A 14,272-nucleotide genomic window follows, 5' to 3' on the forward strand; every position below is an offset into this window, starting at 1 on the left:
GTCAGAAAATCATGAACAAACCTTTATTTTCAATAATTATTCCCACCAGAGAAAGACATCAAACTTTACCTTATGCCATGAGGACTGTACTAAATCAAAGCTATAATAACTTTGAGCTAATTATCATGGATAACTTTAGCAGTAAAGAAACCTATCAAGCAGTACATGAATTTAATGATCCGAGGATAAAATATTATCGCTCGTCCGAAAGATTATCAATGTCAGATAATTGGGAATTATCCCTGTCCAAAGTTCAGGGTGATTATGTGAATATTTTAGGAGATGACGATGGACTTATTCCAGATGCGTTAGAAATAGCTCTTAACTATATTAATAACTACAACATAAATATTGTCACTTGGTTTCGTTGGCCTTACTATTGGGATAATGCTATTCAGCCAGAAAATCGTAATAGTTTATACGTCAATTTAGGAAAAAATATTTATTTATTTAATTCCAGAGAACAAGTAAAACTCGTTTATGAAGGAAAATTATCTTATGAATATTTGCCCATGATTTATAGTTCTTTTATTCCTAAAAAACTCACAAATAAAATACAATCAATACATGGGAAATATTTTATTGATCAATGTCTTTCTCCTGACATCTTCTCTGGTATTGTTAATGCTTACTTTTCTAATCAATATTTGTTTTCGGAAATTAATCTTTCCGTGTCTGGAATTTCGGCATATAGTAATGGTATTTCATCAGCTTTTCCTGATTTAGCATCCAAACCAAGAGATCAATTTATCACAGAAATAAAAACTAAAAATAAACAATATATTCATCCTAAACTAATAGAATGTTCCAATATTATTATTGGTATAGGAAGTGATTTTTTATATGCCAAAGATTTATTTTTTCCTGATGATGAGGAAATAAAATTAAATATTGAGTACATAATTCAAAGAATGATATCTCATCTCAATAGTAATCCTAGTCAATATAATGTAGAGAGGAAATACATACAACAATTAGCTGACAAATGGCAGGTTAATTTATCTAAATACACTTTTCCAGATCTGAAAAATATTACAAAGAAAGTCACATCTGAGGAAATAAAAATCTATGAAGGATTAATCAAAAATCAGGAAACAATTATAAGACTGATTATCAATTGTCGGAAGTTTAATATTGTTGATGTTTCTCAAGCTGTAATACTAGCTTCTGCAATTATGAATAATAAAATTCCTTATCTTAATTCTTCGGGAGAGTATTACATAAGTGAAAACTTAGTTAAAGCATATCTCAATAATTTCTCTAATGATCAAATAACTCAACCAATTCAGAAAATTACAGATGATTGGCAATTAACAACTGCTGTTGCTTTTTTTATCTTCAATCGCCCTGAAACAACTGCGAGAGTATTTGAAGTAATTAGAGAAGCAAAACCGACTAAATTATTAGTGGTTGCAGATGGTGCGAGGGTTGATGAAGGGGGAGAAGCAGAAAAATGTGCCGATGCAAGGGCAATTATTAATCAAGTGGATTGGGAGTGTGAGATTTTAACCAATTATTCAGATGTTAATTTGGGTTGTCGAAAACGGATTGGTAGTGGTTTAGATTGGGTATTTGAGCAAGTAGAAGAAGCGATCGTTTTAGAAGATGACTGTCTGCCCCATTCGACTTTTTTCCGTTATTGTCAAGAATTATTAGAAAAATATCGTGATGATGAACGCATTATGATGATTTCGGGGGATAACTTCCAATTCGGACACAAAAGAACCGAATATAGTTATTATTTCTCTCGCTATGGGCATATTTGGGGATGGGCAACTTGGCGACGTGCATGGATAAAAAATGATCAATCAATGCAACTGTGGCCACAATTAAGAGATAATCACTGGTTAAAAGATGTATTAGAAAATGATCAAGCCGTTACTTATTGGTCAAGAATATTTCAGTTGGTTTATGATGGTTTTAATACTTGGGATTATATTTGGTTATTTACTCTATGGGCAAATAATGGCTTAACAATTTTACCTAATGTTAATTTAGTTTCTAATATTGGTTTTAGTTCCGGTACTCATACAACTACACAAAACAATCAAATAGAAAATTTGGCTGTGGAAGCATTAGATTTTCCTTTAAATCATCCTTCTTTTATTATTAGAAATACTCAAGCAGATAATTTTACTGAAGAAACAATATTTAGTGGTGTAATTAAAAAAGTCTTACCAGTTATTCATAATAATCATTTATCAATGGAAAAATTAATCTCACTAATTAACAATAACAAAAATCAAGAAGTTATCAATATTATTAACTCTAATAATGAGAATAATCTGAATTATTTTTATATTAAAGCTTTAGCAGAGATACGATTAGGTTATATCTATGATGCTAAAAATTCTCTGAATCAATTATTACTAAATAAACCTGATCATCTTAAAGCTCAACAACTATTAAAAGAACTTAGTCAAGAATCAGAAAAGGAAGTTCAACAATTACTTAATCAGGCTTTAAATTATTTTAATCAAGGAGAAAGAATTAAAGCGTTACGGTTGGGAGAAAAAGCAGCTTCTTTAGGCATTTTTATCACGGGATTACACTATTTAAGATCCGTTTTTAATAGTGCTGTTGCTCGATATGAAGAAGCATTAGAAGCCGCCGAATTAGAATTAAAATATAACCCTAATCACCCACAAGCAAGAGAACAAGTTACCTCTTTAACAAAGGCATTAATTAAACCCAAAAAAGAGAAAATTCCTAATAATCAAAGAACATGGGGAACATCATTACCTTATGATTTAATGATGTCAATTCAAAATAGTTTGCATAATTATTCTTATAGTGGTGTACCGATACAAAAAAACCCTTTTGATTTTGCTATTTATCCTGTACTAATTTGGAATTTAAAACCCCGTACTATTATCGAAATAGGATCTAAAAGTGGAGGGAGTGCGATATGGTTTGGGGATTTATTTGATAATTTTAAAATAGATGGTCATATTTACTCTGTAGATATTGTGAAAGTGACTAAATATTCTCATGGTAGAGTAACTTTTTTAGAAGGAGATGGACAAAATTTACAAGAAACTTTTAGTCCTGATTTTTTACAAAAATTACCACGTCCTTTATTAGTTATCGAAGATGCTGATCATTCCTATCAAACCAGTAAAGCCGTTTTAGAATTTTTCCATCCTTATCTCGATCGAGATGAATATATTGTGATTGAAGATGGTATCATTTCCGATATAGTTAAAGATCAATCTTATAGTAGTGGCCCTCATCAAGCCTTAAAAACTTTTTTAGCAAATCATAATAGTGAATATGAAATTGATGGTGATTATTGCGACTTTTTTGGTTATAACTTAACTTGGGCAACCAATGGCTATCTGAAAAAATTAACTTCTGCTAATATTCAACCTTTAAATTCTTTAGAGTCCAAAGGTTTAGACTTAAGTAATAATTTTATTTACAAGGCTAATGAGGCTTTTAATAATGGAATAGTAGAAGAAGCCTTTAAAATTCTGAATGAAGCTAAAGCCAAAAAACAACCGATTTTAGGATTAGATTATTTGAGGGCAAAATGTTTTTTACACATAAAACAACCTCCTTCTTCTATTCAATCTCTCTATGAAGAATTACGCTATTTTCCTGACAATAATCAAGCAAAAACACTTCTTGAACAATTATTAAAACAATATCCTCAATTTGTTGCTCGTCAAATTCAAGACTCAGAATTTCAAGAATTATATCAAGAAATTCAACCTTACACCATGCTCAGTGAAGCTCGATTATATTCGTTATTTACCTTAGTAAAACGGGTTTGTCTTGAAAATATATCAGGTAATTTTGTCGAGTGTGGTGTTGCCGGTGGGGGTTCAACGGGCTTAATCTCTGCGATCGTTAAACGTTATACAAAACAACCTCGTCAAATATATGCCTTTGATTCTTTTGAAGGAATGCCAACTCCCACAGATAAAGATAAATCTAGCGGTATTCCTGCGGAGTTAACTGGATGGAGTACAGGTACTTGTGCGGCACCTGAAGATAGTGTGACAGAAATTTGTAATAAATTGGGTTCTTTTGATATTCTTCATCTTGTTAAAGGTTATTTTGAGGATACATTACCCAAAATGCGAGATCAATTAGGTGTAATTGCTTTCTTGCACATGGATGGTGATTGGTATTCCTCAACTCAAGCGATTATTAATAATCTATACGATCGTATTTCCCCCTATGGTTATATACAAATAGATGACTATGGATTCTGGGAAGGATGTCGCCAAGCCATTACGGAATTTCAACAACAAAATAACCTGAAATTTAACTTAAATGTTATTGATAGTACAGGAGTATGGTTTGCTAAATCGGAAGTAACTCCTCTTAACTTCATCCAAAATCAACAATCTATCAGTAAGAGAATATGGCTTAATTTAGGTTGTGGTAGTTGTTTTCATCCTGATTGGACAAATATTGATTTTTACCGAACAGGAGAGGGGGTTATTGCCCATAATTTACTCAAAGGAATTCCTTTCCCTGACAATAGTTTTGAGGTTGTCTATCATTCTCACTTATTAGAACATTTGCCAAAAAATGAAGCCCAACCCTTCTTACAAGAATGTTATCGAGTTTTACAATCAAAGGGTATTATTCGAGTCGTTATTCCAAACTTAGAACAAATTGTCCGATTATATTTAACATCCCTCGAAAAAGCCCTTGAAGGCTCAAAAGAAGATGCTGATAACTATAATTGGCTCATGTTAGAAATGTATGATCAGGTTGTTAGAAATGAATCGGGGGGAGATATGAAGCGGTATTTAGCCCAAAATCCTATACCCAACGAAAAATTTATTATTGAGCGATTTGGGGTTGAAGGTGAAATGTTAATCAATGCCTTTAAAGGTAGAAATTTTCCCTATGTATCTTTAGCTCAATTAAATCCTACACAAATAGGTCAATTTAGACAAGGAGGAGAGGTGCATCAATGGATGTACGATCGATATTCTTTAAGAATTTTACTAGAAACAGTCGGTTTTGTTGATGTGAAAGTTTGTCGAGCCGATGAATCAAGAATTATTGATTTTAATACTTATCATTTAGATGTATTGCCTGATGGACGAGTGCGCAAAAGTGACTCATTATTTATGGAGGCAATTAAACCTTAAAATTATTCACAAAAAAAACAGTCATGGAGGATAACTTATTAAGAGTAACTTTTATCTATTTTAGCTGAAATATTTGCACTGTAAAATAATATAAATTTATAAGTTATGTTAGTTCAAGATTTATCTGCACAAAAAAGAAGATTTTTTCTCACGTTGGTTAAAAAGCGAGTAAAATCAGGTAGTGGTAGTAGTTCAGCATTTTTACATGAACGTACTTGGACTTATCCAGTGAATAATTTAAACTCAGTTTTAAAACAAGTCCCTTTTGTAATTATTGATGGTGTTGCAACCAGAATGTATATGCCAGAAAGAATGACCCTAGATCTTGATATTCTTATCAAAGCAGAAGATTCTGAACTTATTTATCAAGATTTAAAAAGTGCTGGAGCGAAGAAAATAGGAAATTTAAGTATTGCAGGTAGCCAATGGCAATTATCAGATCATACCTCATTGGATGTTTTAGAAGGGGAAGACGAATGGGTAAAAGATGCGATCGCCCGGCCAAATTATTCACCTGATAGTTTACCAATTATCTCTTTGCCATATTTAATATTAATGAAATTATCTGCAAGTCGCACTCAAGATTTAGCAGACGTAAGCAGAATGTTGGGTTTAGCAGAAGAAAAAGAATTAACTAAAATCAAAAAAATTATTCAAACTTATTTACCCACGGCAGTAGAAGATTTAGAAAGTTTGATTATTTTGGGAAAACTAGAAACAGGAAACAATTAGCACTTAAAATTACAACAAAAATTTAACTTATTTTATATGATTAAAGTTTTACATATTATCGATTTTCTTTCTTTAGGTGGTGCGGCTCGATCGATGATCGCCATTTCTAAATATTCTACCCGTTTAGACAACCAATTTCATCATCAAGTTATTTCTCTCAAAAAAGCAACTCCAGATGCCATAGAGTTAGCTCAACAAGCAGGAATGGAATTTTTAGACTACGAAAACGAACAAGAAAGAAATGAGATTATTGCGTCGGCGGATTTAGTACATATTCATTACTGGAATAATCCTCAGATGTTTTCTTTCTTACATTCAGAATTACCTCCCCTAAGATTAATGATCTGGTTTCATGTATCAGGAGATAACGCACCTCAAGTAATTACTCGTGATTTAATTAATTTTGCTGATTTTGCTATTCCTTGCAATCCCCACTCTTACGATTTACCTGTAGTGAAACAATTAGCACCAGAAATTAGACACAAAAAAGTTGCCATGGTATATGATGCCGCCGATTTCGATCGAGTACAAAAGATTCAACCCCAAGCTCATGAAGGCTTTAATGTTGGCTATATGGGAACATTATCTTTTAGCAAAATGCACCCTAACTATATTTCTATGAGTGCCAAAGCAAATATTCCCGATGTTAAATTTATCCTTTGCGGTGGAGGTGACATTGAATTACTTAAACAACAAGCTTCAGAATTTAATGCCGTTGAGAAATTTGATTTTCGTGGTTTTGTAGAAGAGATAGCTTCCGAAATAGCTAAATTCGATGTTTATGGTTATCCTTTATGCGAAGATACCTATGCCGCCGCCGAATTAAATCTACAAGAAGTTATGTATGCAGGAATACCACCAGTGGTTTTTCCTCACGGGGGCATCAAAAAGTTGATTATCAATAACTATACAGGTTTAATAGTAGAGAACGAATTAGAGTATAGCCAAGCCTTAGAATATCTATATCATAACCCTCAAGAAAGGTTACGACTGGGCAAAAATGCCAAAGAATATGCCAGTCAAATATTTGGTGCAGAAAATGCCGCTAAACAATTAAATCCTATTTATGATCAGTTGATGGAAATGCCCAAAAGAAGAAGACATTGGAGTATTCCCGTTGATGGTAGCTTATTAGATGAACCTGTTTCAATTTTCGATGTAATTGATATTCCTTCACAGTTTAGTGGTGCAAAAACTTTTATTGAATCTTTAGGAGATACTGCACCTCAATTTATGACAAATTTAACCTCACAAGAGGATAGTGAATTATTTGCTAGTGATGATGAAATAGCTAATTCTTCTACTCTTTTAGGTATGGGAGAAGGGGGAGTTATTCAATATCTTAATTATTTTCCAGATGATGGTTATTTAAGATTTTGGACAGCACTGGTTTTAGAAAAACAAGGAAAAGTAAAAGATGCCTTGGGACAATATATTATGGCTATTAACAAAGGCTATAAGCATTGGCGAGTATTTTGGTATTTAGCCCAAGTAGCTGATTTTTTACAAGAGATTGATGTTTTGCAACAAGCTCTAAATAATCTTGATCATTATGCACCTAATTTTAAACCAACAGAAGTATTGAGACAAAAGTTAAATCAATTATTATTGGAAGAACAAAAATTATCTTTACCTAGTTTTAATTTGAGTAATATTAATTATCTTATTTTCCCTGACTGGCAAACCGATGAAGAAATTTTAACAAGAGAATTAAGTAACTTAATTCAACAATTAGCCTCTAATAATTTAGATGAATTAATTACTCTGATAATTGATACAACTGGGATAACTGAAGAAGATGCAAATTTATTTTTATCAGGTATTGCAATGAATTTAATGTTAGAGGCAGAATTAGATTTAGATAATACTTTAGATTTTGCTCTAGTAAATAACTTAAATGAATCACAATGGCAAAAATTATTAACTAATATAACTGCTAGAGTTGCTCTCAATTGTGACAATCAAGAGTTAGTTAATCAATCATTATTTGAAGATCTAATTACTATTAATGGAGATGGTAATAACTATGTTATTTTTCCCGATTGGACAGCAGATCAAGAAGAATTAGCGATCGCGATTAGTGAAGTTTTCACTAAAATATATCAACAAGAAAATATAACTTTATTAGTAAATCTAAATAATGCAGATGCGGAAGAAGTTGGTTTGTTTATATCGGAAGTAGCGATGAATTTAATGCTAGAAAAAGATATTGAATTATCAGAAAATATTAGTATTAGTTTTGTTAATTTTAATGATAATCAATGGCAAAGTTTAGGTAGTTTAATCAACGCAAAAATTACTTTATCTTATGAAAATATGCCAGATAATTTATCCTTATGGAACACTTTTTAAAAACCAATTAAAATCTCCTGCCATTATTATGTCTTTTGGGAAAGTCTTGAGTGAAAATTTTTCATCTCCTAAATTTAATTTTCTTTGTTCCTTCATTTATGTTAAACTTTATGAAAAAAAGATGAAAATAAAATGATAGAAAAATGAAAATAAAATTTTCTCCTAAAAACAAAAACAATGTAAGTTTAATCAGTGGAATAATTATTTTATTAAGTGGTTGCAGTCAAAATCAAGAGTTAATAAATAATAATCATAAACTTCAAGTTGTTTCTACCAGTACTATTATTGCTAATTTTGCTGAAGAAATTGGTGGACAGAATATTGATCATATCAGCATTTTACAACCTGGAAGTGATCCTCATATTTACGAGCCGGTACCCCAAGATACGATCGCATTAGAAGAAGCAGATTTAATATTATATAATGGCTATAATCTTGAACCAAATATCATTAAATTAATTGAATCTACAGGAATTAAAGGAGAAAAATTAGCTGTAGGAGAAAAGGTAAAACCTCTTGATTTTGACTATAAAGGACAAAAAAAACCTGATCCTCATGTTTGGGGGGATGTCCAAAATGCTATAATTATGGTAGAAAATATTAGGGATAAATTAATAGAAATAGATTCAGAAAATGAAGCTATTTTTAAAGAAAATTCAGCACAATTAATTATCGAATTGAAAGAGTTAGATTCATGGATAAAAACTCAAATTGCCACAATTCCACCTAACCAAAGAAAATTAATTACCAGTCATGATGCTTTTCAATATTATAGTAACGCTTATGGATTAGAAATTCCGGGTACTTTGATAGGTATTAGTACAGAAGAACAACCTAGTGCCCAAACTATCAAAAATTTAGTAGAAATTATCAAAAATACTGGGGTAAAAGCAATTTTTGCAGAAACCACTATTAACCCTACTTTAATTAACACCGTAGCACAGGAAGCTGGAGTTAAGTTAGCAGAAGGTAAATTATATTCCGATTCAATAGGAGTCAAAGGCAGTGAGGCGGACACTTATATTAAAATGTTAAAGGTTAATACAAATACGATCGTGACGGCGTTAACTAAAGAATAAATTTCAACCTCTAATTCCCTTATAAATGTAAAAATTCTTATGTATCGATGTCAACATTAATTATTAGAAAAAAGTATTGAAACTCTTTCAAAACCAGAAACCTTAACCTTAACACCTTATCATAAAGATAATAGAAAATTATGAGTCGTCTTTTGGGGTAATTTTTGTAAGATTATCTCTTAAACAAATCACAGATAAAGAATATGCTCAAAAAATACTTGAGGTGGTTAATAAGTATAAATCTGTGTAAAATATCTCTTTAATTAGGGTTTGCTGAATAAATCAGAAGACTATTAAAATCAAGGGTTTAAAAACATTACATTAACAAAAAAGTGCGCAGTTTTAGCAATTATTAATCAAAAACCTAGCATTTTTCACTTATTTTTTTAAGAACCAGATTATTTATATATGTATTACATAAAACCTTAAAACCTTGATTTTTTATTATTTAACCTAAAACCTAACACCTTCCCTCATCAAAATACTTTTTCAGCAACCCCTAATTATTGATAAACAGTGAATTATTTTAAGTATGAAAAAATATTTTATCTACTGCTTTTTTTTCGGTATCTTTTTAATATCTGCCGGAGTTATTATAGGACAAATTAATAGTAACTTAAGTAACCTTGTTATGGGGATAGTGGGAGGCGGAATTGCAGTTATTGTGGCAGGAGTAATTATCTTTCTCTACACGAATAAGGGTTTTTGGGGAAAACGATCGACAGAAGCAACAACAAACGCTATAATTTCCACGGTTGCTTTATTATTAATTCTCGGTTTAGTGAACTTTTTAGGGTTGCGATATTCACTTAAATTCGATTTTACCGAAACTCAACTCTATACTTTATCTGCTCAATCTCAACAGTTAGTTAAAAATTTAAGTCAACCTTTGACAGTGTATGTCTTTGATTCCCCTCCCAATGATTTCGATCGAAAACTATTAAGAGATTATGCTAGAAACAACGATCGATTTCAATATCAATTTGTTGATCCTCAAGTTAATATTAGCCTAGCACAAAAGTTTAATGTCACTCGTGCCGGAGATGTTTATTTAGAGTCAATAGACAAAAAACAGCTAGTACAAACTTTATCCCCAGACAATCGTCTTTCCGAAGTCAAATTAACCAATGCCATTGCTAAAATTCAACAAACAGAACAACCGATTATTTATATTTTACAAGGTCATGGTGAACCTTCGATCGAGCAAGGACAAATTAGTCTTTCTCAAGCAGTAAATACTCTTAGAGATAAAGGTTATATCGTTAATCCTCTCACTCTTGCCACTTCTCCCTTAATTCCTCCCGATGCTGATGTATTAATAGTTAGTAACCCTCAACAAGAATTACTCGAAGGAGAAATAAAAATTATTCAAAAATATATAGACGATGGCGGTAACTTATTTTTGATGTATAACGCCCAAACTAAAGTTAATCTTGATTCCATTTTAAACCAATGGGGTGTTAAATTTGACGATCGATTAGTAATAGATGCTTCCGGTACTGGAGATGTTTTTGGTTTAGGCCCTTCGATTACGATCGTGGTAGAATATGGTAAACACCCTATCACTCAAGATTTTAATAATTCTATCACCCTTTTTCCTTGGGCTAGAGCTATCATAAGCGATTCAAAAGAAAATATCACCGCCACCCCCCTACTCATTACCAATAACCAAACTTGGGGAGAAAGTAATCCTGAAGGAGAAACCGTTGAATTTTCTGCCACTGAAGATTTGCCCAGTCCATTAAATATAGGGGTTGCATTGGTTCACAAAAATGCCCTCAGTGAAACTTTAAAACCGCAAAAACAAGTTTTAAAAACAGAAAATGATAAATCAGAAGAAACAGAGATTTCACAACCATTAAAAGAAGAAGATAACTTACCTTCTCCTCCCACCATGAAAACGCCCCAAGGGGAAAATCAACCGATGGTGAAAAGAGAAAAACCCCCAGAAACTAAAATGGTAGTAATGGGTAATGCAAACTTTGCCACTGATGGCTGGTTTCAGCAACAACTTAACGGTGACTTATTTGTTAATACCGTGTCATGGTTGGGTAATCAAGATGACACTATTCTATCTATTAGTCCAAAAGAGCCTACTAATCGTAGAATTAACTTTAGTAGTTTACAAGCTAATCTGATTAATTGGTTAGCCCTCATTATTATACCAGCTTTGGGTTTTATTGTTGCGATCGTCACATGGTGGCAAAGAAGTCGATAACAATGAACAATGTACAATTGACAATTATCAATTGATTTTTATCGCTTTCTGATTTCCAACAGTAAACCCTAAATAATCTTTTCAATTCTCCATTCACTATTATTTAATCCCAATTTAAAGACTCTATTTCTCCCCAAATATGACCATTTTCAGGTACTTTTAACGGAAAATAATCTAATAAATTTTCTACTAAAGCGATGGGAGTTGAATCAGGATAATGAGTAGAAGCTAAACTAATAGATTTGATACCATTACTCTTTTTTTGCAATAAAATTGTGTATTGCCAATCATAATATTTAATTCTGGCATTTTGACAATTAAAACCTGATAATATTAGATGATAAATTAAATGTAATGGGGTAAAAATATTAGGGTGTCCAATCATTAAAGGACATAAAGAAGAAGGAACAGTAATAGCTAATATACCATCTTCTTTTAAATCCTTATATATTTTATCTAAAAAAATACCAATATTTCTTTGATGTTCTAAAACATGACTACACCAAATAGCATCAAATTTTTGTGGAAAAGAAACCTCTAAATAATCCCCAGCATAATCAGCTTTAAAATCTTCTGACATTTCTATGGTAGTTACATTTTTACCTAAAAAAGAAAATAGTCTTGCACTTGTACCATTACGAGAGCCAATATCTAAAATATTATTAAATTCATATTCTGTAATTAATTTTGCTAACCCTAAATGACCATATAATAGTTTTTCTTCAAAAAAATCTTGATTATTTTTTACTGTAATAAAAGTATAAGGATAATTATTAAATGGTGTAATTTTTACTTCAAAATTAGATATTTTTTTAATAAAATTTCTTGAGTCTTTAACCTCAATTTCAGAACGAAAATTAGTACCCAATCTATCAAGAATAGTTTGTTGTTGTTGACGGATTTTTTCTAAGTCTGTTGATAGTTTTTCAAGCTCTTTATTACGAAATACTAAAAAGGAAAGATAAGGAATTTTTACATTTAATAAAAATTGGTCTATTTTATCTTTAAGTAATTGTTTCATTGTGGTTAAATTTATTACTAAACCATTGATATTATATTAGGTATTAGGTGTTAGATATTAGGTATTAGGTAAAATAATGAAAACTCAAAGTTTTGAGACTTTTTTTAAATATAAAACATACAAACTTGTTTGAAAGAAAATAAGGTTAAAAATGTTGAGTTTTTGAGTAATAATTGCTAAAACTGTACACTTTTTTGTGAATGTAATGTTTTTAAACCCTCGATTTTAGTAGTCTTCTGACTCCCAACAGCAAACCCTATTTAGATGATGGATAAAATACAACAACTAAGAAATACTCTTAAACACTATTGGGGTTACGATAATTTTCGATACCCTCAAGAAGAAATCATGATGGCTATTTTGTCAGGAAAAGATTGTTTAATTGTTATGCCAACAGGAGGAGGCAAGTCAATTTGTTTTCAGTTACCTGCTTTATTACAAGAGGGTTTAACTATAGTTATTTCTCCTTTAGTGGCTTTGATGGAAAATCAAGTACAAGAGTTGCGAGAAAAAAATTTACCCGCAGGTATTTTACATAGTGAGGTGAGTAAGTTCGATCGAAAAAATACTCTTTTTGCCTTAAAATCAGAAAAATTAAGATTACTTTATCTGTCTCCAGAAACTTTACTTTCACCATCTATCTGGGAAATAATTAGCATTCGGGAAATTAAAATTAATAGTTTAATCTTAGATGAAGCTCACTGTTTAGCACAATGGGGGGAGTCTTTTCGTCCAGCTTATCGACGTTTAGGCACGATTCGTTCATGCTTACTTAATTATAAACCATCAAGTACCAAAATCCCGATCGCATCTTTTACTGCCACTGCCGATATAAATACTCAAAAAACTATCATTGAATCCTTACAGTTAATCAATCCTCAAAAATTTTTGATTAGTCCTTACCGTGATAACTTAAAGATAGAGGTAAAAACAATTTGGACACCAAAAGGAAGAAAACAAGAGTTAATTAAATATATCCAAAGAAAAAAGAAAGAAAGTGGCTTAATTTATGTACGCACCAGAAAAGATAGCGAAGAATTAGCTCATTTATTAAATGAAGCGGGTTATCCAAATCAACCCTATCACGGAGGATTAGGTAGCAACATCCGCAGAAAAATAGAATCTGATTGGCTAAAGGAAACAATAAAATTTGTAGTTTGTACTTGTGCCTTTGGTATGGGAATAAATAAAAGCAATCTTAGATGGATTTTTCATTACCAAGCTCCATTATTGTTGTCGGAGTATATTCAAGAAATAGGAAGGGGTGGCAGAGACGGAAAACTAACGGAAGCAGTTACTCTGATTAGCGAAGCAAGTGGTTGGTTAAATCCCGAAGATAAGCAAAGGAGAGAGTATTTTTTAAACCAACAAATTAAACTTTATCAACAAGCAGAAGAATTTTTAAAGCAAATACCCATAAAAGGAAATATTGAAGAATTATCGAGAAAATTTAACAATCCTAACTATCAACTATATTTATCTATTCTTAATAGTAGTGAACAATTGCAGTGGATTGATACTTCTCAATATCAGTTAACCCCAAAAAAAACCCATCAGTCAATACAATCTCTTATTAATCAACAAAAAAAATTAACTTACCAAACTCATCAATACCTAATTACGAAAACCTGCCGATGGCATTTCTTGTTATCAGCTTTTGGCTTTTCTCCTTCGACAAATTTTCGTTGTGGTAGATGCGATAACTGTAAATAATTATTGAAAATTATCAACTGTCAATTGTACATTGTTCATTGTT

7 protein-coding genes are annotated in these 14,272 nt (G+C 31.4%); 6 read left to right on the forward strand and 1 reads right to left on the reverse strand.

Annotated elements, in window-relative coordinates; all coding sequences use genetic code 11:
• The first annotated feature begins 11 nt into the window (after positions 1-11).
• The 5 genes from GM3709_RS21095 (at position 12) to GM3709_RS11680 (ending at position 11,495) form a co-directional block, all read left to right on the forward strand.
• Positions 12-5,114: a CmcI family methyltransferase gene (locus tag GM3709_RS21095; protein ID WP_071828041.1), complete on the forward strand. Its 5,103-nt coding sequence runs from the start codon at positions 12-14 to the stop codon at positions 5,112-5,114.
• 105 nt (positions 5,115-5,219) lie between these two features.
• On the forward strand, positions 5,220-5,846 hold the full coding sequence (locus GM3709_RS11665) for a hypothetical protein (RefSeq protein ID WP_066119537.1): 627 nt from the start codon (positions 5,220-5,222) through the stop codon (positions 5,844-5,846).
• 36 nt (positions 5,847-5,882) lie between these two features.
• Positions 5,883-8,198 (forward strand): glycosyltransferase family 4 protein, encoded by a 2,316-nt coding sequence (locus tag GM3709_RS11670; RefSeq protein WP_066119539.1) that lies wholly within the window; start codon positions 5,883-5,885, stop codon positions 8,196-8,198.
• Between the two features lie 143 nt (positions 8,199-8,341).
• Positions 8,342-9,277: a metal ABC transporter solute-binding protein, Zn/Mn family gene (locus GM3709_RS11675; protein ID WP_082712988.1), complete on the forward strand. Its 936-nt coding sequence runs from the start codon at positions 8,342-8,344 to the stop codon at positions 9,275-9,277.
• A 532-nt stretch (positions 9,278-9,809) separates the two neighbouring features.
• Positions 9,810-11,495: a Gldg family protein gene (locus GM3709_RS11680; RefSeq protein WP_066119541.1), complete on the forward strand. Its 1,686-nt coding sequence runs from the start codon at positions 9,810-9,812 to the stop codon at positions 11,493-11,495.
• A gap of 103 nt (positions 11,496-11,598) precedes the next feature.
• Here the strand turns inward: GM3709_RS11680 and GM3709_RS11685 are convergent, their stop codons facing one another.
• Positions 11,599-12,516 carry a bifunctional 2-polyprenyl-6-hydroxyphenol methylase/3-demethylubiquinol 3-O-methyltransferase UbiG gene (locus GM3709_RS11685; protein ID WP_066119543.1) on the reverse strand — a complete coding sequence of 306 codons (918 nt, stop codon included), beginning with the start codon at positions 12,514-12,516 and terminating at the stop codon, positions 11,599-11,601.
• 264 nt (positions 12,517-12,780) lie between these two features.
• On the opposite strand from GM3709_RS11685, the gene GM3709_RS11690 reads away from it, so the two are divergent.
• Positions 12,781-14,229: an ATP-dependent DNA helicase RecQ gene (locus GM3709_RS11690; RefSeq protein WP_082712989.1), complete on the forward strand. Its 1,449-nt coding sequence runs from the start codon at positions 12,781-12,783 to the stop codon at positions 14,227-14,229.
• Positions 14,230-14,272 lie beyond the last annotated feature (43 nt).

This window comes from Geminocystis sp. NIES-3709, assembly GCF_001548115.1.
Lineage (GTDB): Bacteria > Cyanobacteriota > Cyanobacteriia > Cyanobacteriales > Cyanobacteriaceae > Geminocystis.

Excerpts from the sequence above, each read along its gene's own strand:
- GM3709_RS21095 (WP_071828041.1), top strand. The coding sequence starts at position 12 with ATGAACAAACCTTTATTTTCAATAATTATTCCCACCAGAGAAAGACAT.
- GM3709_RS11665 (WP_066119537.1), top strand. The coding sequence starts at position 5,220 with ATGTTAGTTCAAGATTTATCTGCACAAAAAAGAAGATTTTTTCTCACG.
- GM3709_RS11670 (WP_066119539.1), top strand. The coding sequence starts at position 5,883 with ATGATTAAAGTTTTACATATTATCGATTTTCTTTCTTTAGGTGGTGCG.
- GM3709_RS11675 (WP_082712988.1), top strand. The coding sequence starts at position 8,342 with ATGAAAATAAAATTTTCTCCTAAAAACAAAAACAATGTAAGTTTAATC.
- GM3709_RS11680 (WP_066119541.1), top strand. The coding sequence starts at position 9,810 with ATGAAAAAATATTTTATCTACTGCTTTTTTTTCGGTATCTTTTTAATA.
- GM3709_RS11685 (WP_066119543.1), bottom strand. The coding sequence starts at position 12,516 with ATGAAACAATTACTTAAAGATAAAATAGACCAATTTTTATTAAATGTA.
- GM3709_RS11690 (WP_082712989.1), top strand. The coding sequence starts at position 12,781 with ATGATGGATAAAATACAACAACTAAGAAATACTCTTAAACACTATTGG.